21 protein-coding genes are annotated in these 23,194 nt (G+C 60.1%); 14 read left to right on the top strand and 7 right to left on the bottom strand.

Features of this window, described 5'->3' with window-relative positions; all coding sequences use genetic code 11:
* Nucleotides 1-348 precede the first annotated feature (348 nt).
* The 4 genes from glnA (at nt 349) to ntrC (ending at nt 5,448) form a co-directional block, all read left to right on the top strand.
* The gene (gene glnA / locus V8G57_RS08670; RefSeq protein ID WP_092397390.1) at nt 349-1,764 is read left to right on the top strand and encodes a type I glutamate--ammonia ligase; all 1,416 of its coding nucleotides are present in this window, start codon (nt 349-351) and stop codon (nt 1,762-1,764) included.
* 210 nt (nt 1,765-1,974) lie between these two features.
* Nucleotides 1,975-2,472: a DUF4124 domain-containing protein gene (locus V8G57_RS08665; protein WP_092397392.1), complete on the top strand. Its 498-nt coding sequence runs from the start codon at nt 1,975-1,977 to the stop codon at nt 2,470-2,472.
* A gap of 253 nt (nt 2,473-2,725) precedes the next feature.
* Nucleotides 2,726-3,808 carry a nitrogen regulation protein NR(II) gene (gene glnL, locus V8G57_RS08660; RefSeq protein ID WP_092397394.1) on the top strand — a complete coding sequence of 361 codons (1,083 nt, stop codon included), beginning with the start codon at nt 2,726-2,728 and terminating at the stop codon, nt 3,806-3,808.
* Between the two features lie 110 nt (nt 3,809-3,918).
* Nucleotides 3,919-5,448, top strand: a complete 1,530-nt coding sequence (gene ntrC, locus V8G57_RS08655) for a nitrogen regulation protein NR(I) (RefSeq protein WP_092397396.1) — start codon at nt 3,919-3,921, stop codon at nt 5,446-5,448.
* 23 nt (nt 5,449-5,471) lie between these two features.
* On the opposite strand, the gene prpR is transcribed toward ntrC, so the two are convergent.
* Complete coding sequence (gene prpR, locus V8G57_RS08650) at nt 5,472-7,118, bottom strand: propionate catabolism operon regulatory protein PrpR (RefSeq protein ID WP_342829012.1); 1,647 nt, start codon at nt 7,116-7,118, stop codon at nt 5,472-5,474.
* Nucleotides 7,119-7,395: 277 nt separating this feature from the next.
* Here prpR and prpB point away from each other — a divergent pair, with 277 nt between their 5' ends.
* From prpB to V8G57_RS08605, 9 genes are all read left to right on the top strand, one after another.
* Nucleotides 7,396-8,286 (top strand): methylisocitrate lyase, encoded by an 891-nt coding sequence (prpB, locus tag V8G57_RS08645; RefSeq protein ID WP_092397400.1) that lies wholly within the window; start codon nt 7,396-7,398, stop codon nt 8,284-8,286.
* A 53-nt stretch (nt 8,287-8,339) separates the two neighbouring features.
* A complete protein-coding gene (gene prpC / locus V8G57_RS08640; RefSeq protein WP_342829011.1) occupies nt 8,340-9,503 on the top strand; it encodes a bifunctional 2-methylcitrate synthase/citrate synthase in 1,164 nt (387 codons plus the stop codon).
* 116 nt (nt 9,504-9,619) lie between these two features.
* Complete coding sequence (locus V8G57_RS08635) at nt 9,620-10,021, top strand: hypothetical protein (protein ID WP_092397404.1); 402 nt, start codon at nt 9,620-9,622, stop codon at nt 10,019-10,021.
* Nucleotides 10,022-10,121: 100 nt separating this feature from the next.
* On the top strand, nt 10,122-11,573 hold the full coding sequence (locus V8G57_RS08630) for a bifunctional 2-methylcitrate dehydratase/aconitate hydratase (RefSeq protein WP_092397406.1): 1,452 nt from the start codon (nt 10,122-10,124) through the stop codon (nt 11,571-11,573).
* A 138-nt stretch (nt 11,574-11,711) separates the two neighbouring features.
* Entirely contained in the window at nt 11,712-13,604 is a 1,893-nt protein-coding gene (locus tag V8G57_RS08625) for a propionate--CoA ligase (protein ID WP_425458252.1), read from the top strand.
* Nucleotides 13,605-13,688: 84 nt separating this feature from the next.
* Nucleotides 13,689-14,180 carry an arsinothricin resistance N-acetyltransferase ArsN1 family B gene (locus V8G57_RS08620; protein WP_342829009.1) on the top strand — a complete coding sequence of 164 codons (492 nt, stop codon included), beginning with the start codon at nt 13,689-13,691 and terminating at the stop codon, nt 14,178-14,180.
* A complete protein-coding gene (locus V8G57_RS08615) occupies nt 14,180-15,073 on the top strand; it encodes an RluA family pseudouridine synthase (protein WP_342829224.1) in 894 nt (297 codons plus the stop codon). Before V8G57_RS08620 ends, V8G57_RS08615 begins: the two co-directional genes overlap by 1 nt.
* Nucleotides 15,074-15,116: 43 nt before the next feature.
* Nucleotides 15,117-15,374: a hypothetical protein gene (locus V8G57_RS08610; RefSeq protein ID WP_092397414.1), complete on the top strand. Its 258-nt coding sequence runs from the start codon at nt 15,117-15,119 to the stop codon at nt 15,372-15,374.
* Between the two features lie 8 nt (nt 15,375-15,382).
* Nucleotides 15,383-16,030 (top strand): esterase/lipase family protein, encoded by a 648-nt coding sequence (locus V8G57_RS08605; RefSeq protein WP_342829008.1) that lies wholly within the window; start codon nt 15,383-15,385, stop codon nt 16,028-16,030.
* A gap of 32 nt (nt 16,031-16,062) precedes the next feature.
* Here V8G57_RS08605 and V8G57_RS08600 read toward each other — a convergent pair whose 3' ends face one another.
* From V8G57_RS08600 to ampC, 6 genes are all read right to left on the bottom strand, one after another.
* On the bottom strand, nt 16,063-16,869 hold the full coding sequence (locus V8G57_RS08600) for a hypothetical protein (protein ID WP_342829007.1): 807 nt from the start codon (nt 16,867-16,869) through the stop codon (nt 16,063-16,065).
* Nucleotides 16,866-17,516 (bottom strand): adenylyl-sulfate kinase, encoded by a 651-nt coding sequence (cysC, locus tag V8G57_RS08595; protein ID WP_425458251.1) that lies wholly within the window; start codon nt 17,514-17,516, stop codon nt 16,866-16,868. The genes V8G57_RS08600 and cysC overlap by 4 nt, the downstream gene beginning before the upstream one ends.
* A gap of 287 nt (nt 17,517-17,803) precedes the next feature.
* Nucleotides 17,804-19,111: an MFS transporter gene (locus tag V8G57_RS08590; RefSeq protein ID WP_092397422.1), complete on the bottom strand. Its 1,308-nt coding sequence runs from the start codon at nt 19,109-19,111 to the stop codon at nt 17,804-17,806.
* On the bottom strand, nt 19,108-19,560 hold the full coding sequence (locus V8G57_RS08585) for a MarR family winged helix-turn-helix transcriptional regulator (RefSeq protein ID WP_342829005.1): 453 nt from the start codon (nt 19,558-19,560) through the stop codon (nt 19,108-19,110). Before V8G57_RS08585 ends, V8G57_RS08590 begins: the two co-directional genes overlap by 4 nt.
* 179 nt (nt 19,561-19,739) lie before the next feature.
* Nucleotides 19,740-20,897, bottom strand: coding sequence for an NHL repeat-containing protein (locus V8G57_RS08580; RefSeq protein WP_342829004.1), 1,158 nt, complete (start codon nt 20,895-20,897; stop codon nt 19,740-19,742).
* A gap of 164 nt (nt 20,898-21,061) precedes the next feature.
* Nucleotides 21,062-22,252 carry a class C beta-lactamase gene (gene ampC, locus V8G57_RS08575; protein WP_342829003.1) on the bottom strand — a complete coding sequence of 397 codons (1,191 nt, stop codon included), beginning with the start codon at nt 22,250-22,252 and terminating at the stop codon, nt 21,062-21,064.
* A gap of 147 nt (nt 22,253-22,399) precedes the next feature.
* Here ampC and xth point away from each other — a divergent pair, with 147 nt between their 5' ends.
* Complete coding sequence (gene xth / locus V8G57_RS08570; RefSeq protein WP_342829002.1) at nt 22,400-23,167, top strand: exodeoxyribonuclease III; 768 nt, start codon at nt 22,400-22,402, stop codon at nt 23,165-23,167.
* Nucleotides 23,168-23,194 lie beyond the last annotated feature (27 nt).

Genomic DNA, 23,194 nt, shown 5'->3' with positions numbered 1-23,194 from the left:
CTCGTCAAGATGCAGGCACTAAAACGGTGCTTGCATTTTCCTGTGCACCATAACGGTGATTTGCGATAACCGGATCAACTCCGGAAAAACGCAATACAGCCTTCTAAACCAGCTAATTACCGGATCGAATAAGCGTGCCGCAATGAAAGGATGGTGGCATGGATTCTGCTATCATCCTGCACTGAGTTCTGGTCGTACTGAATTGCTGTCCGGTCATAGTTTGCTCAATACCTGTACATCATGATGTTACTGCGACGCTGAAGACTGCGCGCAACAGATCCTGAGCAGGGCGCACAATTTAAAAACCGTAGTACTTTTTTACAAGTACTTTCATCTTAGGAGATTCACATGGCAATGACGGCCGCAGAAGTCTTGAAAATGGCAAAAGACAACGAAGTCAAATTCGTTGATTTTCGCTTCGCTGACACCAAAGGCAAGGAACAGCACGTAACTGTCCCTGTCTCTCATTTCGATATCGATAAATTTGAGTCGGGTCATGCATTTGACGGTTCTTCTATTGCTGGGTGGAAGGGTATCGAAGCTTCCGACATGTTGTTGATGCCGGACCCTAACACCGCGAACATCGACCCGTTCATGGAAGAAACCACATTGTTCATGCAATGTGACGTCATCGAGCCATCCGACGGCAAAGGCTACGACCGCGATCCGCGTTCGATCGCCAAGCGCGCTGAAGCCTACCTGAAATCTTCCGGCCTGGGCGATACCGCCTATTTCGGCCCGGAACCTGAATTCTTTATTTTCGACAACGTCCGCTGGGGCGCAGACATGTCCGGCTGCTTCGTCAAGATCGGTTCGGAAGAAGCATCGTGGAGCACCGGCGCCGAACTCGAAGGCGGCAACACCGGCCACCGTCCAACCGTCAAGGGCGGCTATTTCCCTGTGCCTCCGGTCGACAGCTTCCAGGACATGCGTTCGGAAATGTGCCTGATCCTGGAATCGCTGGGCATCCCGGTTGAAGTGCATCACCACGAAGTTGCAGGCGCCGGCCAGAACGAAATCGGCACCAAGTTCTCGACCCTGGTCGAGCGCGCCGACTGGACCCAGAACCTGAAGTACGTGGTCTGGAACGTGGCCCACACCTACGGCAAGACGGCGACTTTCATGCCTAAGCCTATCGTTGGCGACAACGGTTCCGGCATGCACGTGCACCAATCGGTCTGGAAAGACGGCAAGAACCTGTTCGCCGGCGACGGCTATGCCGGCCTGTCCGAATTCGCGCTGTTCTACATCGGCGGCATCATCAAGCACGCCAAGGCGCTCAACGCGATCACCAATCCAGGCACCAACTCGTACAAGCGCCTGGTTCCAGGCTTTGAAGCACCGGTCAAGCTGGCCTATTCGGCGCGTAACCGTTCGGCTTCGATCCGTATCCCGCACGTAGCGAATCCAAAGGGCCGCCGCATCGAAACCCGTTTCCCGGATCCGCTGGCTAACCCGTACCTGTGCTTCGCAGCATTGCTGATGGCAGGCCTGGACGGCGTGCAGAACAAGATCCATCCGGGCGAGGCAGCATCGAAAGACCTGTACCACCTGCCGCCAGAAGAAGACGCGCTGATCCCTACCGTTTGCGCTTCGCTGGAAGAAGCACTGGAAGCGCTGGACAAGGACCGTGAGTTCCTGACCCGCGGCGGCGTATTCAGCGACACCATGATCGATGCCTACCTGGACTTGAAGAAGCAGGAAGTCCAGCGCTACCGCATGACGACTCACCCGATCGAATTCGACATGTACTATTCGGTATAAGTCGGTTCGCAAGTTTGCACCTCCGCTCTTGCCAGTTGCAAGGGCGGACTGCAAGATAAAGGACAGGGAACTCCCTGTCCTTTTGTTTTTCTCACACGCTTGTTTTCATCGCCTGCATATCGCAAACTATATTCTGCAGGATGGTTTGTCATTGCATGTTTCTTGACATAAACTAGCGGCTCGATTGAATTGCCATTGCGAAGAAAGTCTATGAAGCGTCTTTTATCGGGATTTCTGCTATTGGCGGCCGTCAGCATGGCCGCAGGCACTGCTTACGCCCAAAGCGAGGTTTACCTTTGCGTGGACCAGAACGGCGTCAAGGAATACAAGAACACGGGTGACACCAAGGGCTGCAAGCGCGTCAGCCTGCCGCCGCTGACCGTGACTTCATCGAGCAAGCCGCCACGCGAAGGCACTGCTGCCAGCAAGCCGGCGGCCTCCACCCCGACCGACTTTCCGAAAGTCGATAACGGTACGCAAAAGGCGCGCGACAACGACCGCCGCCAGATCCTGCAGGACGAGCTGAAGAACGAACAGCAGCGCCTGGCCAATCTCAAGAAAGACTACAACGACGGCACGCCGGAGCGGCAAGGCAACGAGAAAAACTACGCCAAGTACCAGGAGCGCGTGGCGTCGATGAAAGAAGACATTTCCCGCAGCGAGAAAAATATCGATGCGCTCAACCGGGAACTGTCGAATCTGAAGTAACCAACGGCATGGTATCAACCTTGCTTAATGGATAAGGCCGCCGATGCGGCCTTTATTTTTGCCTACCCGGTTTAAGATAGAGCAGAGCCGGACGCACCATAATGTGGCGATCCTGCATATTACCCACCGACATCGCTTACAAAGCTTGTTATGCTCGGAAAATGCACTATTTCAATCACACTCGCAGTCTCAATGACGCCGGCGCGCCGCGCCTCGCTTTGCCTGGGCCGGGCTTTTTGACAAGGATGCCAGGATGCCAATAAAAACCGCCGAACGGAACGTGCTCGCCAGCCTTGACCTGCTGGCTTCCGCGGTGCTGGTGCTGGACCAGCACGGACGCCTGGTGTTTGCCAACGCCGCCGCGGAAAACCTGCTGGAAAGTTCCAGCCGCCTGCTGCAGCAGCAGACGCTGTCCGACCTGTTCCTGAACCCGGACCAGCTGCTGGCGATTTTCGAACAAGCCTTGCAGCACCAGTTCGACGACTCGCGCCAGGACCTGATCCTGGAACGCGTGGGACGCGAACCGCTGTGGGTCGACACCATCGTCACCGCGCTCGACAACCCCGAGATGCCGGTGCTGATCGAGTTGCGGGAGAATGTACAGCAGCTCAAGCTGGAGCGCGAGGAGCGCCTGATCGACCAGAGCCAGGTCAACAAGGAACTGATTCGCAACCTGGCCCATGAAATCAAGAATCCCCTGGGCGGCATCCGCGGCGCCGCCCAGCTGCTGGAGCTCGAACTGCCGGAGCGCCACGTCAAGGAATTGCGCGAATACACGCAAGTCATCATCAAGGAAGCCGATCGCCTGCAGACCCTGGTGGATCGCCTGCTGGCGCCGCACCGGCTGGCGCAGATCGTGGGCGACGTCAATATCCACGAGGTATGCGAGCGGGTGCGCAGCCTGATCGTGGCCGAATTCCCGAGCGGCCTGAGCATCAAGCGCGATTACGATCTGTCGATCCCGCAGTTCCGCGGCGACAAGGAACAGCTGATCCAGGCCATCCTCAACATCGCGCACAATGCCGCGCAAGCGTTGCAGGAGCGCATCAAGGCGGGCGATGCCGAGCTGGTTTTCCAGAGCCGGGTAGTGCGCCAGGTGACGCTGGCCAAGGTGCGTTACCGGCTGGCACTAGACTTGCATATCATCGACAATGGACCTGGCATCCCGGCCGAGATTCAAGAACGCATTTTCTACCCGCTGGTGTCGGGACGCGACGGCGGCAGCGGCCTGGGTTTGACGCTGGCGCAAACCTTTGTACAACAGCACATGGGCGTCATCGAATGCGAAAGCCGGCCGGGATATACAGATTTCAGAATCCTGATACCTCTGCCTTGATGGCTGCCTGCAAACGGTGCCTGCAAGTAGTTGACAGGCTGTAACAGCGAGGCCGTCATTGCGCTGATAAATAGTTTAACGGACTGCGCTCCTGGCGCAGCACAAAACACATGAAACCAATCTGGATTGTTGACGACGACGAATCGATTCGATGGGTGCTTGAAAAAGCGCTGGCCCGCGAAAACCTGAGCACCAAGAGTTTCTCCAATGCGCGCGATGCGATCGAAGCACTGCAATCGAGCACGCCGCAAGTGCTGGTCTCCGATATCCGCATGCCGGGCGCTTCCGGCCTGGAGCTGCTGCAAACCGTCAAAGCCAAGTTTCCCGGCGTGCCGGTGATCATCATCACCGCTTTTTCCGACCTGGATTCCGCGGTTGCCGCATTCCAGGGCGGTGCTTTCGAATACCTGGCCAAGCCTTTCGATGTCGACAAGGCGGTCGAACTGATACGGCGCGCGCTGGAAGAAAGCTTGCGCGAGGCCAACGTCGAGCAAGCCTCTGCCGAGACGCCGGAAATCCTGGGGCAGGCGCCGGCCATGCAAGACGTGTTCCGTGCCATCGGCCGCCTGTCGCAATCGAATGTGACGGTGCTGATCACCGGCGAATCGGGCACCGGCAAGGAACTGGTCGCACGCGCCTTGCACAAGCACAGCCCGCGCGCGTCGCAGCCGTTCATCGCCCTCAATACCGCGGCGATTCCGAAAGATTTGCTGGAGTCGGAATTGTTCGGGCACGAGCGTGGTGCATTTACCGGCGCCCAGGCATCGCGCCGCGGCCGTTTTGAACAAGCTGAAGGCGGCACCCTGTTCCTCGATGAAATCGGCGACATGCCGTTCGACCTGCAGACGCGCCTGCTGCGCGTGCTGTCCGACGGCCATTTCTATCGGGTCGGCGGCCACCAGTCCCTGAAAGCCAACGTCCGCGTCATCGCCGCCACCCACCAGAACCTGGAAACCCGGGTACGCGAGGGACTATTCCGCGAAGACTTGTATCACCGCCTGAATGTGATCAGGCTGCGTTTGCCGAGCTTGCGCGAGCGGCGCGAAGACATCCCGATCCTGACGCGCTACTTCCTGAGCCAGAGCGCCAAGCAGCTGGGCGTCGAAAGCAAGCGGGTTTCCGATAACGCCATGCGCTTCATGAGCAGCCTGGACCTGCCAGGCAACGTGCGCCAGCTGGAAAACCTGTGCAACTGGATTACCGTGATGGCGCCCGGCCAGACGGTCGAGATCAAGGACCTGCCGCAAGACCTGGTCGGCGGCCGCGACCAGAGCATGCAGCTGGAAAGCCCGGCCAGCCGGCCGGTAGCGTTCGATCCGCATCTGGCGGCGCCGGCCGCTGCCGCGCACTATCCTGAAATCCTGGCGCCGGCGGCGCAAGCTGCGGGCGCCGGCGAACGGCCGCTTGAAAAGCAAAGCTGGATTGCCCTGCTGGAGACGGAAGCGGCCCAGATGCTCAGCAATGGCGACGCCGACGTGATGGATGTGCTGGGACGGCAGTTTGAATCGGCCCTGATCAAGATCGCCTTGCGCCATACCCACGGACGCAAGAACGATGCGGCGGTACGCCTTGGCATCGGACGCAATACCATCACGCGCAAGATCCAGGAATTAGGCATAGCCGGCGCAAAAGACGATTGACGGCAAGCCGGGCAGGATGGTGCTTAGCTATCCTGCGATTCCCTCAGTTTGCGCCATAGGGTAGTGCGGCTGATGCCCAGGTACCGGGCCGCAGCTGCACGGTTGCCCTCGAACCTTGCCAGCACCTGCGCCGCGGATTCCGCCACCGCCGGCATGGCAACCGCCGGCGGCGCATTGCTGTTCGCGGCCGCCAGTTCCGGCGCCGCCGACAGCAGGAAGGCCGGCGTCAGCGAACGCAGCGGCTCGGCCGCCAGGAACAGCGCCACGCGTTCCATCAGGTTGCGCAGTTCGCGCACATTGCCGGGCCAGGCATAACTTTCCAGCAGCGGCGCGCAAGCCACGACTTCGGCGTGGAGATTGGCGTGCGGCCGCACATCCAGCGACGCCAGCGCCTGTTTCAGGCACCATTCCGCCAACGCCACCAAATCCTCCGGGCGCGCGCGCAAGGGCGGCAAATCCAGGCGCAGGACGCCGATGCGATAGAACAGGTCGGCGCGGAAACGGCCGTCGCGCACTCTTTCCTCGAGGTTGCAATGGGTGGCGCTGATGATGCGGACGTCAACCGCGATCGGGCGGGTAGAACCTACGCGCACCACTTCGCGCTCTTCCAGCACGCGCAGCAGCCGGGTTTGCAGCGCCAGCGGCATTTCGCCGATTTCATCGAGGAACAGGGTGCCGCGGTGAGCCGCTTCAAACAGGCCGGCGCGGCCGCCGCGGCGCGAGCCGGTGAAGGCGCCTTCTTCGTAGCCGAACAGCTCGGATTCCAGCAGCGATTCTGCAATCGCGCCGCAGTTCACCGCGACAAAAGGACGGCTGCTGCGGCCGCTGGCCGTGCCCTGCGCCAGCGGATGTTCACGGTGGATCGCCTGCGCCGCCAGCTCTTTGCCGCTGCCGGTTTCGCCATGGATCAGGACGTTGGCCGGCGAACGCGCAAACAGCGTCACCGACCTGCGTATCGCTTCCATGGCGTCCGACGCGCCGCGCAAATCGCTGATGCCGTGCTTGGCCCTGAGCGTGTCGCTGACCGGATAGCTGCGGCCGCCGGTCGATTCCAGCTGGAGTTGAGTCAGGCGCGCCAGTTCCAGCGCATCGTTGAACGCTTGCCGGATCGATGCGGCGGAGTAGACAAAGATGCCGCTCAGCCCGGCTTCTTCGGCGAGGTCGGTGATCAGGCCGGCGCCCACTATCGCCTTGATGCCGCTCGCTTTCAAATCGCTGACCTGGGCCCGGGCGTCTTCTTCGGTGGCGTAGCTGCGCTGCTCGATGCTGAGGTCGAATGCGGCCTGGAATTCCGCCAGCGCCGGCATCGACGCCTGGTAAGTGATGACGCCGACCCGCGGCGTGATCTTGCGGGCGCGGGCCAGCGCCTGCATCACATCGAAGCCGCTGGCCTTGGCGATGATGACCGGCACCGACAAGCGGCTCTTCAGGTAGGCGCCGTTGGAGCCGGCGGCAATCACGGCGTCGCAGCGTTCGGTCGCCAGCCGTTCGCGGATGTGCTGGACCGCGTCTTCAAAACCCAGCTGGATAGGCGCGATATTAGCCTGGTGGTCGAATTCCAGCGTGATGTCGCGGAACAGGTCGAACAGGCGCGATACCGAGACGGTCCAGATGACCGGCAGGTCGTTGTTGTCGCGGTTGCTGGCGGGAGAGGGCAGGGGACGGGCCATGTTATCGAGGTTTCATTGTTGCTGTAGCGGTGTTTCAATGATGTTTCATTAATGTTTCATGGATCAATTTGAAACATAGTATGGAACATCGAGGACAGCAATGCAATCGCTCGATGACTCCGAGGCGATCCACGCAAGTCCCTGATTCCAAATAAATAGTCGTCGCAGCCTGGGAAACGGACGGGGAATTGCCGCGGTTCATGCCGGCCATGGCATGGCGATTGCAATATTGCTGTATCGGTTTCCCCATGAAACCTGTTCGAGACAAGGTGACGATATGACGCAATATTCCGCAGGCGCTGCATTCAGGCAGGCCGTTCGTGACGAATCGCCGTTGCAGGTGGTCGGCGCGATCAACGCTAACCACGCTTTGCTGGCCAAGCGCGCCGGTTTCAAGGCGATCTACCTGTCTGGCGGCGGCGTTGCAGCCGGTTCGCTGGGCTTGCCGGACCTCGGCATCTCCAACCTGGACGACGTCCTGACCGATGTGCGGCGCATCACCGATGTCTGCGACCTGCCGCTGCTGGTGGATGTCGATACCGGTTTCGGTTCTTCCGCCTTCAATGTGGCGCGCACGGTCAAGGCCATGATCAAGTTCGGCGCCGCCGCCATGCATATCGAAGACCAGGTCGGCGCCAAGCGCTGCGGCCACCGGCCCAACAAGGAAATCGTCAGCAAGCAGGAAATGGTGGACCGCATCAAGGCTGCCGTCGATGCCCGCACCGACGACAACTTCGTCATCATGGCGCGCACCGATGCGCTGGCGGTGGAGGGCCTGGAAGCTGCGATGGAACGCGCGGTGGCCTGCGTCGAAGCCGGCGCCGACATGATCTTCCCGGAAGCGATCACCCAGCTCGACATGTACAAGACATTCGCGGCGGCGGTCAAGGTGCCGGTGCTGGCCAACATCACGGAATTCGGCGCGACTCCGCTGTTCACGGTCGATGAACTGAAATCCGCCGATGTCGGCCTGGTGCTGTATCCCTTGTCAGCTTTCCGCGCAATGAACAAGGCTGCCGAAAACGTCTACACCGCGCTGCGCCGCGACGGCACCCAGAAAAACGTGATCGACACCATGCAGACCCGCGCCGAACTTTACGAACGCATCAACTATCACGAATTCGAGCAAAAACTGGATGCCTTGTTTGCGCAGCAGAAGGCGAAATAACCGGCATCCTGTATTTGAATCCTGGTCAAATAAATCGCATAGGAGCACGACACATGAGTGAGCAACAGCCTGCAGCAGCGGCAACCTTCAAGCCCAAGAAATCGGTAGCCCTGTCCGGCGTCACCGCCGGCAATACCGCGCTGTGCACCGTCGGCAAGACCGGCAACGACCTGCACTACCGCGGCTACGATATCCTGGATATCGCCGACAGCTGCGAATTTGAAGAAATCGCGCATTTGCTGGTGCATGGAAAACTGCCCACCAGCGCTGAACTGAATGCCTATAAAACCAAGCTCAAAGCCCTGCGCGGGCTGCCGGCCAACGTCAAGGCGGCGCTTGAGTGGCTGCCGGCGTCATCGCATCCGATGGACGTGATGCGCACCGGCGTCTCCGCGCTGGGTTGCGTCCTGCCGGAAAAAGACGACCACAATACGCCTGGTGCGCGCGATATCGCCGACCGCCTGATGGCCTCGCTCGGCTCCGTCTTGCTGTACTGGTACCACTACAGCCACAACGGCAAGCGCATCGAAACCGAAACCGACGACGAATCGATAGGCGGCCATTTCCTGCACCTGCTGCACGGTGAAAAACCGTCCGCGCTGTGGGAGCAGGCGATGCACACTTCGCTGATCCTCTACGCCGAACATGAATTCAACGCGTCGACATTTACCGGCCGCGTGATTGCCGGCACCGGCTCCGACATGTATTCGGCCATCACCGGCGCCATCGGCGCCTTGCGTGGCCCCAAGCACGGCGGCGCCAACGAAGTCGCATTCGAGATACAGAAGCGCTACGACAACCCGGACGAGGCAGAAGCCGACATCAAGAAGCGCGTCGAAAACAAGGAAGTGGTGATCGGCTTCGGCCATCCCGTGTATACCATCTCCGATCCGCGCAACAAGGTGATCAAGGAAGTGGCGCGCAACCTGTCCAAGGATGCCGGCTCCCTGAAAATGTTCGATATCGCCGAGCGGCTGGAAACGGTGATGTGGGACATCAAGAAAATGTTCCCCAACCTGGACTGGTTTTCGGCCGTTTCGTATCACATGATGGGTGTGCCGACCGCCATGTTTACGCCGTTGTTCGTGATTGCCCGCACCTCCGGCTGGGCGGCGCACATTATCGAGCAAAGGATAGACAACAAGATTATTCGTCCATCGGCGAATTATGTGGGCCCAGAAGATTTAAAATTTGTCCCGATTGGCAAACGCAAATAGCGCCCGTATGCAAAATGGCAATACTGGCGCAGGAGCGAGCCAATAGATGTTTCCATCGCGTAAGCGATGGAAACTATCCGCTGCTTACTCAATTAACGCCTTAGGGCCGGGACCATATGATCGCTTTTAACGCATTGAATACTTACCGTATCGCTTCCGCTTTGACACTTACCGCCTTGCTGGCTGCCTGCGGCTCCAGCGTGCCGCTGGCCGATACCAAGCCGGCCCCGGCTTTGCCGAACCTCCTGAAGCTGGAGCCGGCGCCGTCGGCAAGCCTGCTGACCGGTAATTTCTATTGCGAATTGGGCAACCGGGTCGACCTGGCCGGCGCCGGCAGCGACGTCAAGCTGACCTGGAAAGGCCGCAGCTATCCGATGACCACGGTCAGCACCACCACCGGCGCGGTGCGCCTGGAAGACAAGGCCAGCGGCCTGGTGTGGATCCAGATCCCGGCCAAGTCGATGCTGCTCAATTCCAAGCTGGGACAGCAACTGGCCAACGAGTGCAAGCTGCGCTGATGCCCTGAACCGGGACGGCGTTGCAGGAGCGGCTGGGTATTTCTGCTTTAATTTTTTGGTTGTAATTGTTCGTTTTAATTTTTCATCATCAAGGAAAACAATGTCCGCTCACATCTCCAACGTCCGCCCAAAATACGACAAAGTGCTGGTCGATATCGTCGACTACGTGACCAAATACAAGATCACATCCAAAGTAGCCTACGATACCGCCCGCAACTGCCTGATCGATACCCTGGGCTGCGGCCTGGAAGCGTTGGAGTATCCGGCTTGCAAAAAGCTGATGGGACCGATCGTGCCGGGCACCGTGGTGCCTAACGGCGCCAAAGTGCCGGGCACCCAGTTCCAGCTCGATCCGATCCAGGCCGCCTTCAACATCGGCGCCATGATCCGCTGGCTGGATTTCAACGACACCTGGCTGGCAGCGGAATGGGGCCATCCGTCCGACAACCTGGGCGGCATCCTGGCTACCGCCGACTGGCTCTCGCGCAACGCCATCGCCGCCGGCAAGAAGCCGCTGAAGATGAAGGACGTGCTGACCGCGATGATCAAGGCGCACGAAATCCAGGGTTGCATCGCCCTCGAGAATTCTTTCAACAAGGTCGGCCTCGACCACGTGGTGCTGGTCAAGGTTGCGTCGACCGCGGTAGTGGCCGAAATGATGGGCCTGACGCGCGAAGAAATCCTCAATGCGGTATCGCTGGCATGGGTCGACGGCCAGTCGCTGCGCACCTATCGCCATGCGCCGAACACCGGTTCGCGCAAATCCTGGGCAGCCGGCGACGCCACCTCGCGCGCGGTGCGCCTGGCCTTGATCGCCAAGAGCGGCGAAATGGGCTACCCGTCGGTGCTGACCGCCAAGACCTGGGGCTTCTACGATGTGCTGTTCAAAGGCCAGCCTTTCAAGTTCCAGCGCAAGTATGAATCGTACGTGATGGAAAACGTGCTGTTCAAGATTTCGTTCCCGGCCGAATTCCATTCGCAGACCGCGGTGGAAGCGGCCATGACCTTGCACGCCGAACTGGCCAAGGCCGGCAAGTCGGTGGAAGACATCAAGAAGATCACCATCCGCACCCATGAAGCCTGCATCCGCATCATCGACAAGAAGGGTCCGCTGAACAATCCGGCCGACCGCGACCACTGCATCCAGTACATGGTTGCGGTGCCGCTGATTTTCGGCCGCCTGACAGCCGGCGATTATGAAGACAAGATCGCCGCCGACAAGCGTATCGACGTCTTGCGCGACAAGATCGTCTGCGTCGAAGACAAGGCATTCACCAAGGATTACCACGATCCGAAGAAGCGTTCTATCGCCAATGCGCTGACCGTGGAATTCAAGGATGGCAAGAAACTCAAGGAAATCGTGGTCGAATATCCGATCGGCCACGCCCGCCGCCGCAAGGATGGCATTCCGCTGCTGGAAGCGAAGTTCAAGGTCAACCTGGCGCGCCAGCTGTCGGCCAAGCAGCAGCAGAAGATCCTGGAAGTGTCGCTGGACCAGAAAAAACTGGAAGACATGGCAGTCAACGAGTATGTTGACCTGTATGTGATCTAAACCAGGCAGCGCCCCGCTTTGACGGGGCGCTGTTGCATTTGTCCGCAGTGGTTTGCCAAGACATGCCGCAGAAGCATGCAAGGCGGAAGGCGTTCGCCTTCCAGCCCTACGATTCTTTTCAAGAAGCGAGGAGACAGCATGAGTTTCGCCACCTTTTACCAGCGCTCGATCGACGATCCGTCCGCCTTCTGGGCCGAGCAAGCCAGGCGCATCGACTGGCACCACCCGTTCTCGCAAGTGCTCGACGACAGCCGGCCGCCGTTCGCCAGGTGGTTTGCCGGCGGCGCCACCAACCTGTGCCACAACGCGGTCGACCGCTGGGTGGCGACGCGCGGCGACCAGCCCGCCCTGATCGCGATTTCCACCGAGACCGGCACTGAAAAGACCTATTCCTTCCGCGAACTGCATGCAGAGGTCAACCGCATGGCCGCCATCATGCAAGGGCTGGGCGTGGCACGCGGCGACCGGGTCCTGATCTACATGCCGATGATCGCCGAGGCGGTATTCGCCATGCTGGCCAGCGCCCGCATCGGCGCCATCCATTCGGTGGTGTTCGGCGGCTTCGCTTCGAACAGCCTGGCGAGCCGCATCGACGATGCCACGCCCAAGCTGATCGTCTTGGCCGACGCCGGTTCGCGCGCCGGCAAGATATTGCCGTACAAGGGTTTGCTGGACGAAGCAATCAAGCTGGCCCGGCATCAGCCGGCGCACGTGCTGCTGGTCAACCGCGGCCTGGCGCCGATGGCGCTGGCCGCAGGGCGGGATGTCGATTATGCCGAGCTGCGGCAGCAGCATATCGGCGCCAAGGTGCCGGTGACCTGGCTGGAATCTAACGAAGCTTCTTACATCCTGTACACCTCGGGAACCACCGGCAAGCCCAAGGGCGTGCAGCGCGATGTGGGAGGTTACGCGGTGGCCTTGGCGACCTCCATGGACACCATCTTTTGCAGCAAGCCGGGCGGGACATTTTTCTGCACCTCCGACATCGGCTGGGTGGTCGGCCACTCCTACATCGTTTACGGGCCGTTGATCGCGGGCATGGCGACGGTGCTGTATGAGGGGTTGCCGATCCGTCCCGACGGCGGTGTCTGGTGGAGCATCGTTGAAAAGTACAAGGTGACCCGCATGTTTTCGGCGCCGACCGCGATCCGGGTGCTGAAAAAGCAGCCGCCGGAGCTGATGCGGAAGTACGACCTGTCGTCCTTGCAGGCGCTGTACCTGGCCGGGGAGCCGCTGGACGAAACCACTTCCAGCTGGATTGCATCGGCGCTCGGGGTGCCCGTCGTCGACAACTATTGGCAGACCGAATCCGGCTGGCCGATCATGACCATCGCCAGGAATGTCGACAGCAGGCCGGGCAAGCTGGGCAGCCCTGGCGTGCCGATGTACGGCTATAAGGTGCAGCTGTTGAACGAAGCCACCGGCGCGCTTTGCGGCGCCAATGAAAAAGGCGTGGTGGTGATCGAATGGCCGTTGCCGCCGGGCTGCATGCAAACCATCTATGGCGACGACCAGCGCTGCATCGATACCTATTGGGCCACGCAAGTGCCGGGCTCGGGCAACCGCGCCTATTCCACCTTCGACTGGGGCATCCGCGACGACGACGGCTATTACTTCATCCTCGGACGCACCGACGATGTCATCAATGTCGCCGGCCACCGGCTGGGCACCCGCGAAATCGAGGAAAGCATTTCCAGCCATCCGAATGTATCGGAGGTGGCCGTGGTCGGCGTCGAAGACAAGCTGAAAGGGCAGGTGGCGGTGGCCTTCGTGATTCCGCGGCAGGCGGTCGATACGGCGCAGGCGCGGGCTGCGCTGGAAGCGGAGATCATGGGCGTGGTCGACAAGCAGATCGGCAGCGTCGGCCGGCCGGCGCGGGTGCATGTGGTCGGCCTGCTGCCGAAAACCCGTTCCGGCAAGCTGCTGCGCCGTTCGATCCAGGCGATATGCGAGGGACGCGATCCGGGCGACCTGACCACGATCGAGGATCCGTCCTCCCTGCAGCAGATCAGGGAAGCCTTGCTGGCCTGATGCGGCGTATTTGGCCGATGTCCTCGGCACGGGCGATTGCGCGGTATGATTGTGCATTCACCCGTATAAGCTGAGTTTTTTGCCATGACCCATACAATCCGTCCGGCCGCCATTGCCGATGCCGCCGCCATTTGCGACATTTACAATCCTTACATCCGCGATACCTTCATCAGTTTTGAAACCGAACCGGTGACGCCCGAGCAGATAAAACATCGCATCCTGGATATCACCGCCAGCTTCCCGTGGCTGGTATGCGTCGAAAACGAACAGATCCTCGGCTACGCCTATGCCACCAAATGGCGTACGCGCGCGGCATACCAGCATGCGGTGGAGACTTCGGTATACCTGTCGCCTGACGCTGCCGGCAAGGGGCTCGGCAGCGCGCTGTACCGGGCCTTGATCGCCGAGCTGCAGAAATTGCCGGTGCATGTGGTGATCGGCGGCATCGCCTTGCCGAATGCCGCCAGCGTCGCCTTGCACGAAAAAATGGGCTACGAAAAGGTGGCGCATTTCGCCCAGGTCGGCAAGAAATTCGATCGCTGGATCGACGTCGGTTATTGGCAACGGGTACTGTGATGGCGCCGCAACGCCAGCCGCTGCCGGTGGTCGATGGCGTTGCACCAAGCTATCTGTGGCTGCCGGCGGGCGAATGGCCTGATTTGCTGAGTTTCCTGGAACAGCGATTCCCGGCTGTCGGCAGCGCCACCTGGGTGGCGCGCATGGCGCGCGGCGAGGTGGTCGACGGCGACGGCGCGCGGCTGGCGCCGGACAGTCCTTACCGGCGCGGCGCCCGCATTTTTTATTATCGCGAATTGCCGGCCGAAACGCCGATCCCGTTTGAAGAAATCATCCTGTACCAGGATGAGCGGATACTGGTGGCCGACAAGCCGCATTTCCTGCCGGTGATTCCGAGCGGGCGTTTCCTGCACGAGACCTTGCTGGTGCGCCTGAAAAAAAAGACCGGGCTGGCCGACCTGACGCCGATCCACAGGCTAGATCGGGAAACCGCCGGCGTCGTGATCTTTTCGCACGACATGGCCAGCCGCGGCGCCTACCAGTCGCTGTTCCAGCAACGGCTGGTCGAGAAGACCTACGAGGCGCTGGCGCCGACCGCGCCGGACCTGGCGCTGCCTCTGGTCTACCGCAGCCGCATGGTGGACGGCACGCCTTTTTTCCGGATGCAGGAAGTGGACGGCGAGCCTAATTCGGAAACCCGCATCGAGCTGATCGAGCAGCGCGCGAGCTGCAGCCTTTACCGGCTGCAGCCGCTGACCGGCAAGAAACATCAGCTGCGCGTGCATATGGCAGCATTGGGGATACCGATCATCAACGATGCCTTTTATCCCGACGCCCATCCATGCAAGGGCGACGACTTGTCGGCGCCCTTGAAACTGCTGGCGCGCGAAATCGCTTTCGCCGATCCGCTGGACGGACGGCGCCGCCATTTCGCCAGCCAGCGCGAACTGTAGACGAAGGAATGTTGGAACAGATGTCAAATACCAGGAGAACGCAATGAGATCAACCCGAGCCACGGCGGCGGTCGAACGTCTCAATGCCCGCAGCACCGATGTACGCTATTCGATGGTGAGGACCGCGGAGGAATTGTTTTACCTGACGCAGAACGCCGGCTTCGAAGCGCCGATCCGCTTGAGCGAAGCGCTGGAGCTGGATGATTTCGTCAAGTTCGTCAACGCTTACGGGCCGCAAAAACCGAAGCGCATCAGCAAGCTGGATGTCGCTTTTGAAAAGCAGCTGCAAAAGAAAGATTAGCCGCAGCCATGGACGCCCAACGGCCCGGTAGCGCCGGCGTACACGCCATCCTGGTGCATGGCATGGGGCGCACGCCGGTATCGATGCTGCTGCTCGCCAAACGTCTGCGCGCGGCCGGCATGACAACCCATCTGTTTGCCTATTCGGCCGCCTTTGAGCGCTGGCAGCCCTGCGTCGAACGCTTGCGCAAATTCATTGCGGCGCGCACCGGCGACCAGCGCTTCATCGTCATCGGCCATTCGCTCGGCTGTGTCTTGACGCGGGCCGCATTGCCGCACCTGGCGCGGCAGCCGGAACTGGGCGTGTTCCTGGCGCCGCCGACCAAGGCTTCCAGCTACGCCATGAAGCTGGCGCAGTGGCGCCTGTTCAGGTTGCTGACCGGCGAGATGGGGCAGTTGCTGGCGCGCCAGGATTTCATGGATACCTTGCCGGTTCCGGATATCCCGTTGCGCGTGTATGCCGGCACCAAGGGGCCGCGCGGCAACTGGATGCCGTTCGGCGACGAGCCGAACGACGGCATCCTGTCGGTCAAGGAAGTACAGCTGGGGGAAATACCGGTGCAGCTGCTGCCCACCATCCACACGGTCATCATGAATTCGCGGCAAATGACCGACGACATCGTGAGGGCCGTGCAGGCCAGGCCAGGCCACGGCTGATTCAAGGAACCTGCAGGCTGCGCCTTTGCCGGCTACGCAGCTTCATACGCTTGACCTACCTCGTAGGCAGCGCACAAATCTGCAAGTCTCTCCGTGGCGTATCGATACAGCTGGTTGTCCAATTGGTTTTGCCGGTTGAACTCCAGATACAGGCGTTCGCCGATTTCATCCCTGATGCTATCTTCCTGGCTTGACGTGTCTGAGCGATTGACGTGTTCCGGTTGCAGCGCCAGCTGCGGGAAAACCTGGCGATATGCATGCTCGATAACCTCGAGCGATTGTGCGTATTTCTCGACTATGCCTATCGCTTTCCAGCTTTGCAGGAGCGCCTGTGCTTCCAGCAGGTCTGCATCGCTTGCCTGCGCAGCGAGTATGCCTTGGTCGGCAAAGGACGCTGAAGACAGATGGATGACCTGGTAGTTGCGAATCACGACGCCGCCCGGCGCGCCGGATAAAGCCCAGTCAAGGTAGTCTGCAAAAGTACCTGTCGTTGCTTCCCTGAATGGCTGCCCCGGATCCTTGCGGGTAAATTCGTACACTGAGCGAGCCCGTAACAGCGGATTCCTCAAGAAAACGATGGGCAGCGCATTGCCATGCGGCAGCGGCGGCCGCGCCAGATGGCTGGACAGCGCTCTTATCGCTGGATTGGCTTTCAGGAACTTGCCTATGTCCGCGCTCGTTCTCAGATCGTGCGCGTGACTGCCTTCGTAGGTCGTCCATTGATTTCCGAAATGCTGCTGCAGCGCCAGATCCAGACTGCTGCCTGCATTCTTGAAGATGTGGTAATGGATGATGACGGGAGGATTGCCGTCCTCCCGGATTGAATGCGGATTAATCATTTCGACGATCGATCAAGCAGGTTGAGGAGGAGGCCGACTCCCGCCTCAACCGTGGTGGCGCCGCAGTCAATAACTGCGGTTGGGTGTTCTGGAGCTTCGTAGGGACTGTCGATGCCGGTCATGTTCTTCAACTGCCCTGACCTTGTTTTCCGGTACAAGCCTTTTGGGTCTCTTTGCTCGCACACAGCCAGCGGTGTGTTGATATATACCTCGATAAAATCGGCGTCGCCAATCAGCTCCCTGGCCATTTCCCGTTCCTTGTGAAACGGCGAAATGAACGCGGTGATAACGATCAGTCCTGCATCCATCATCAGTTTGGCGACTTCGGATATGCGGCGCATGTTTTCGGCGCGGCAGGCGTCGGAAAATCCCAGGTCCCTGTTTAACCCCGCGCGGACGTTATCGCCGTCGAGGATGTAGGAATGCCTGCCCATTGCGTGCAATTCCATCGCAAGGGCATTGGCGATAGTCGATTTGCCTGAACCGGACAGGCCGGTGAGCCATATGACCTTGGCAGCATGGCCGTTCAGTTTTGCGCGGTCGGTCCGGGTCACTGCGAAGAGTTGCGGATGCAAATCTTCCTCCCGGAATATCCTCTGAGGGGCCTCGCGTTCGACGACCGTCAGGTTGTTGAAACGACTACCCATATGGCCCTCTTTCTTGCATGAATTATGGTACGCAGCACAGAATGTCTTTGTATATATGATTTATACCGATTCTAGTGTGCAGGTTCTTGCAGTGAGGTAACGTTTGGTTTCGGATTGTAACTATTTGTGGATGCTGAATGGCAATGGCAGGGCTAAGTTACAAAACGGTTTGTAAGCGGCAGGAAAGCGCTTGATATCGTAATTTGTTCAAGTGTGTTGGCAGCAGTGGCGTGCCTGGGGCAACTACCCTGCTTCTTTCCCTGGCGAAGGAAAGAAGCAGGGAGCTCTTAACGATTCGTTACAGGCATGGCCGGTATCAGGTCGCCGCCGGCATGGTGGCCCTTGATGCGCAACACCATCACCGCGGCGACGATGCAAGCCGCGCCCATCAATACCGACGACAAGGTGTAGCTGCCCAGGCTGTTGCGCAGCGAGCCGGCCAGCATGGTGGCGCTGGCGGCGCCCAGCTGGTGGCCGGCGACGATCCAGCCGAACACGATAGGCGCGGCCAGCCGGCCGAATACATCGTTGGCCAGGCGCACCGTCGGCGGCACGGTGGCGATCCAGTCGAGGCCGTAAAACAGTGCGAAGACCGGCAGCCCGAAATAACTGAGGCCGAAGGCGTGCGGCAGGAAAATCAGCGCAATGCCGCGCAGGCCGTAATACCAGAACAGCAGCACGCGGGCATTGAAACGGTCCGACAGCCAGCCTGACATGGTGGTGCCGAACAGGTCGAGCAGGCCCATGGTGGCGAGGATGCTGGCGCCGCCGACGGCGGAAATGCCGTAGTCGCCGCACATGGCGATGAAATGCGAACCGATGTAACCGTTGGTGCTCATGCCGCAAATGAAGAAGCTGAAGAACAGCAGCCAGAAGTCGCGGATTTTCACCGCTTTCCCCAAGGCTTCGAAGGCGATGGACAAAGGATTCTTGGATTTGCTGGCCGTGTCCGGCGGCAGCTCTTCAAACTGGCCGTAGCGCTTCATGCCGATGTCCTGCGGCCGTTCCGGCAGGAACACCGCCACCAGCGGGATCGCCAGCGCCGCTACGCTGGCCACCAGGATGGCTACCGAGCGCCAGCCGAAATGTTCAACCATGTACGCCATCAAGGGCAGGAACACCATCTGGCCGGTGGCCGAGCTGGCGGTCAGCAAGCCCATCGCCAGTCCGCGCCGGGTTTCGAACCAGCGGCTGACGATGGTGGCCGCCAGCGTATTGGCGGCGACGCCGCTGCCGGCTCCCACCAGGATGCCCCAGGCCAGCACCATATGCCAGGGCATGGTCATGAAGGTGCTGACGAAGGTGCCGACCGCCAGCAGCACCAGCGCCCCCAGCACGATAGGGCGGATGCCGTAGCGCTGCATGGCGGCCGCCGAGAACGGCCCGATCAGGCCGTACAGCGCGATGTTGACTGAAATGACGAAAGAGATGGTGGTGACGCTCCAGCCGAATTCATGTTCCAGCGGCAGGATCATGACCGACGGCGTGGCGCGGATGCCGGCGGCGGCCAGCAATACGAGGAAAGTGATGCCGACGATGATCCACACGTAGCTGAAACGTGTGCGCGACATGATGGCTTGTATGGTCTGGTTCATAAAATGGCGTTTTCGCTTTGTTCGAATTTCACGTTTGCATCATCGACCAGGTTCATCAGCGCATGATGGGTCTGGTCGCCCAATATCGTATTGATGACATCTTGCGCCTTGCGCCAGTTGGGTTTGGACTGCCGCCACTTGCGTCCGCCTTCCGCGCTCAGGCGGACGCCGAAGGAGCGCTTGTCGGTCAGCATCTCCAGCGGCAGGTCGACGGTCTCGATCCAGCCGGCGCTGATCAGGGGCTTGAGCGTGCGGCTCATGGTGCTGCGGTCCATGCCCATGTTGTGCGCCAGCGGGATTACCCCGATCGGACCGTATTTGCCGATCCTTGCCAGCAATGAGTACTGGCTGATGGTGAGTTCGTCGGCGGCAAGATAGTGATCGTAGATATTGGTCATCTTGCGCGTCAGCTGGCGCAGCGTCGTGCAGCTGCATTCGTTTTTCATCATGGGCAGTCCTTTTTGATGCATATGCATCCATGTATATGCATACTACAGATGGGGCCGGGGCAATGTCAACAGGCTTATCGCGTTTGTTGCGATTTGTACGCGGAGAGGAGCAGGGGCGGCAGACGCCGCCCGCGGGGCTTGTTATCCAGGCAAGGCAGGCGTTGCCGGCGGGCTGTGCGCTAGAACTTGAAAAGGCACAGGCAGGATGAAGAACTGCCGCTGCTGAACAAGGTGCTGACCTGGCCATCGGTCGTCACTTTGCGGATCAGGTTGTTGCCGGTATCGGCGACATAGATGTTGTTGGCTGCATCGGCAGCGACACCCTTGGGCTGGTTGAAGCTGGCCTTGCTGCCGCTGCCGCTGGCGTCGCCCGCGGTTCCGGCCGCGCCGGCCAGAGTGCTGGCCACGCCGGTCACGGACACGGTGCGGATCAGCTGGTTGCCGTTGTCGCTGATGCGGATGTTGCCGGAGCTGTCTATTGCAAGGCCGTACGGCTGGCTGAAACGGGCGCGCTGCCCGCTGCCGTCATCGCTGCCTGAGCTGCCTGCGGTTCCGGCCAAGGTGCTGACGACGCCGTTCTGGTCAATCTTGCGGATCGTGTTGTTGCCGGTATCGGCGATATAAATATTAACTGCGAGGTTAGCTGCGGGGTTGCTTGCGCTGTCGAGAGCGATGCCGCGCGGCAGGTTGAATTGCGCACGGGTGCCGGCGCCGTCCGAGCTTCCTTGATTGCCGGCGCTGCCCGCCAGCGTCGTCACCACGCCCGCCGCGGTGATCTTGCGCACCGTGGCGTTGCCGGTATCGGTCACGTAGAGATTGCCGGCGGCATCGCGCGTCACGCCCCAAGGCTGGTTGAAGCGTGCGTTGCCCGCCGTGCCGTCATCCTGCCCGGCCTGGCCGGCGCGGCCGGCGATGGTGGTCACCAAGCCGGCGCTGGTGACCATGCGGATCGTATGGTTCTGGGTGTCGGCCAGGTACAGGTTGCCGGCTGCATCGACAGCGATGCCGCCCGGCTGGTTGAAGCGCGCCAGGCTGCCGTTGCCGTCGCTGCTGCCGCTATTGCCGGCGCTGCCGGCCAGCGTGCTCGCATCGCCGGCGGCGGTGATCTTGCGGACGGTGTTGTTGGCCGTATCGGCTACGAACAGGTTGCCGCCGGCATCGACGGCGATGGCGCCAGGCTGGTTGAAACGGACCTTGCTGCCGCTGCCGTCGGTGCTGCCGGCTTCGGTACTCGACGTGGTTGCGTCGCAAGTGGTCTGGCTGGTCCGGCAGCAGGCTGCGAGGGTCAGGGCCAGCAAGCAGAGGGAAAGCCTGGCAGGTAGTTTGGCAATTCGCATGTGGTCTCTGGTAGATTGACTCTGATATGCCTGATGACAAATCGATACGAGAATATTACCGGATTCCAGGGCTTTCTTGGGAGCAAAGTTGGCGCGGCCGGAATTGCGCCGCCGCGCCGCCGCGCCGCCAGCGCCATCCGGTTCGATTCCTTTGCGGCTGACAATCAATTTTTCGATGCGGCCTCGTTATCTAGCCGGGTCAATATCCGGTATGCCGCAGTGACGCGCTGGTCGATGGGATAGGATTTGTTCGCCAGGATCACGATGCCGATCTTTTTGGCCGGCACAAAAGCCACGTAGCCTGAAAAGCCATTGGTGGAGCCGGTTTTGTTGATCAGCACATCTGCTTGCGGAGGCAGCGGAGGGCTTAGCTTCGCAGCTGGCAATTCGTCGTAGAGGGAGGTGGTGGCGTTGCCCGCCAACAGCTGCTTCAGTTCTAACGGATAGGGATATTGTTCCCAGATCAGGTCCTGCGTAAATTCTCCCGAGCCGAAATATCCCGTATGCGTGCCGGTGATCGCGCGCTGCAATTTCGCTTCCAGCTTGATTGCCTGCATGTTGGCGCCGATGAAGCGGATCAAGTCGGCCGAACCGGATTTCACTCCGTAGGCTTCAGACGCCAGCACGCCTGGATTCACCCTGGCCGGGACATCTTTTACGGTGTAGCCTTGCGCATAATCCTGCATCTGGCCGGCTGGCACATTGATATAGCTGTGCGTCATTCCCAATTCGGGGAAGAGCTTCTTTTCAACCGCGTCCTCAAAAGACATATCCATGCTCTTGGCGGCAATCATGCCGAGCAACCCGATGCTCGGATTTGAATATTTCCTGTATGTGCCGGCGGCATGGGCCGGCTGCCAATGCTTGAAATAATCCATGAGCTGCTCGGTATTGCCGATATTGTCCGGGACTTGCAGCGGCAGGCCGCCGGCGGTGTGCGTTCCCAGGTTCAGCAGGCTGATATTGTCAAAGCTGCTGCCGCGCAGGGACGGCAGGTATTGGCTGGCGCTGTCGCTTAACGACAGCTTGCCTTCGACCTGGGCGTAAGAAGCCAGCGTCGCCGTGAATGTCTTGCTCAGAGAGCCGATTTCAAAGAGCGTCTTGCTGGTAACGGGTTGCCGGGTTTCCTTCGACGCTACGCCATAGTTATAGAAATAATTCTGGCCATCGATGGTGACGGCGACCGCCATGCCCGGAATGCCGTAGCTTTGCATCAGCGGCTGGATGGCGCTGTCTACGGTGGCCTTGATGCCGGACTGGTCGAGGTTGGCGGCGGCACAGTTGCCGGCGGCGAGAATACAGGCTGAAAAGGACAGTAGTTTCAATATGCTCATGGTTTTTTGCGGATATCGCATGAAGTCTTGTGAAGACGGAAATATCCCCTGTTGGCGGATTATCCACAAGCGAGAATAATTTCGGCAAGGCTAAAGAAAATCTTATGGCTCTACATCATTGCCGGCTTGCGGTAACATCGTCGTTAATCAAACAAGGATCTGGAAATAATGCAAAAAATTGCGACCTGGAACGTTAACTCTCTCAAAGTCCGCCTGCCGCAAGTGCTGCAATGGCTGGCCGATAACCCGGTCGACGTATTGGCCCTGCAGGAAACCAAGCTGACCGACGACAAATTTCCCGCGGCGGAAATCGAGGCGGCCGGCTACCACGTGGCGTTCAGCGGCCAGAAGACCTATAACGGCGTGGCCATCCTGTCGCGCCATCCGATCACCGATGTGGTCAAGAACAATCCGCGCTATGAAGACCTGCAGCAGCGCATCATCGCCGCCACCATAGACGGCATGCGGATTGTCTGCGCCTATATCCCCAACGGCCAGTCGCTCGAATCGGAAAAATACCAATACAAGCTGCAGTGGCTGGATGCCTTGCACGACTGGCTGCAGGACGAATGCAGGCAGCATCCGAAGCTGGCCTTGATGGGCGACTACAATATCGCCCCGGAAGACCGCGATGTCCACGATCCTGCCGCCTGGGTCGGGCAAAACCTGGTGTCGCCGCCCGAGCGCGCCGCTTTCGTCCGCTTGCTGGGGCTGGAGCTGACCGATGCTTTCCGCATGTTCGAACAGCCGGAGAAACTGTTCAGCTGGTGGGATTACCGGCAGATGGGATTCCGCCTGAACCGCGGCATGCGCATCGACCATATCCTGCTGTCGCCGCCGTTGGCCGCGCAGTGCACGGCCTGCGTCATCGACCGGGCGCCGCGCAAATGGGAACAGCCGTCGGACCATGCGCCGGTGATCGCGACGCTGGGTTAAGCAATCCGGGTGCGGAAATAAAAACGG

It is taken from the genome of Collimonas rhizosphaerae, from assembly GCF_038896935.1.
GTDB lineage: Bacteria > Pseudomonadota > Gammaproteobacteria > Burkholderiales > Burkholderiaceae_D > Collimonas > Collimonas rhizosphaerae.
The sequence above is the reverse complement of the archived record's forward strand: the minus strand, read 5'-3'. Positions and strand labels throughout refer to the sequence as shown.

Bases quoted from the DNA above. Each gene is read 5' to 3' on its own strand.
- glnA (WP_092397390.1), top strand. From the start codon at position 349: ATGGCAATGACGGCCGCAGAAGTCTTGAAAATGGCAAAAGACAACGAA.
- V8G57_RS08665 (WP_092397392.1), top strand. From the start codon at position 1,975: ATGAAGCGTCTTTTATCGGGATTTCTGCTATTGGCGGCCGTCAGCATG.
- glnL (WP_092397394.1), top strand. From the start codon at position 2,726: ATGCCAATAAAAACCGCCGAACGGAACGTGCTCGCCAGCCTTGACCTG.
- ntrC (WP_092397396.1), top strand. From the start codon at position 3,919: ATGAAACCAATCTGGATTGTTGACGACGACGAATCGATTCGATGGGTG.
- prpR (WP_342829012.1), bottom strand. From the start codon at position 7,118: ATGGCCCGTCCCCTGCCCTCTCCCGCCAGCAACCGCGACAACAACGAC.
- prpB (WP_092397400.1), top strand. From the start codon at position 7,396: ATGACGCAATATTCCGCAGGCGCTGCATTCAGGCAGGCCGTTCGTGAC.
- prpC (WP_342829011.1), top strand. From the start codon at position 8,340: ATGAGTGAGCAACAGCCTGCAGCAGCGGCAACCTTCAAGCCCAAGAAA.
- V8G57_RS08635 (WP_092397404.1), top strand. From the start codon at position 9,620: ATGATCGCTTTTAACGCATTGAATACTTACCGTATCGCTTCCGCTTTG.
- V8G57_RS08630 (WP_092397406.1), top strand. From the start codon at position 10,122: ATGTCCGCTCACATCTCCAACGTCCGCCCAAAATACGACAAAGTGCTG.
- V8G57_RS08625 (WP_425458252.1), top strand. From the start codon at position 11,712: ATGAGTTTCGCCACCTTTTACCAGCGCTCGATCGACGATCCGTCCGCC.
- V8G57_RS08620 (WP_342829009.1), top strand. From the start codon at position 13,689: ATGACCCATACAATCCGTCCGGCCGCCATTGCCGATGCCGCCGCCATT.
- V8G57_RS08615 (WP_342829224.1), top strand. From the start codon at position 14,180: ATGGCGCCGCAACGCCAGCCGCTGCCGGTGGTCGATGGCGTTGCACCA.
- V8G57_RS08610 (WP_092397414.1), top strand. From the start codon at position 15,117: ATGAGATCAACCCGAGCCACGGCGGCGGTCGAACGTCTCAATGCCCGC.
- V8G57_RS08605 (WP_342829008.1), top strand. From the start codon at position 15,383: ATGGACGCCCAACGGCCCGGTAGCGCCGGCGTACACGCCATCCTGGTG.
- V8G57_RS08600 (WP_342829007.1), bottom strand. From the start codon at position 16,869: ATGATTAATCCGCATTCAATCCGGGAGGACGGCAATCCTCCCGTCATC.
- cysC (WP_425458251.1), bottom strand. From the start codon at position 17,516: ATGGGTAGTCGTTTCAACAACCTGACGGTCGTCGAACGCGAGGCCCCT.
- V8G57_RS08590 (WP_092397422.1), bottom strand. From the start codon at position 19,111: ATGAACCAGACCATACAAGCCATCATGTCGCGCACACGTTTCAGCTAC.
- V8G57_RS08585 (WP_342829005.1), bottom strand. From the start codon at position 19,560: ATGATGAAAAACGAATGCAGCTGCACGACGCTGCGCCAGCTGACGCGC.
- V8G57_RS08580 (WP_342829004.1), bottom strand. From the start codon at position 20,897: ATGCGAATTGCCAAACTACCTGCCAGGCTTTCCCTCTGCTTGCTGGCC.
- ampC (WP_342829003.1), bottom strand. From the start codon at position 22,252: ATGCGATATCCGCAAAAAACCATGAGCATATTGAAACTACTGTCCTTT.
- xth (WP_342829002.1), top strand. From the start codon at position 22,400: ATGCAAAAAATTGCGACCTGGAACGTTAACTCTCTCAAAGTCCGCCTG.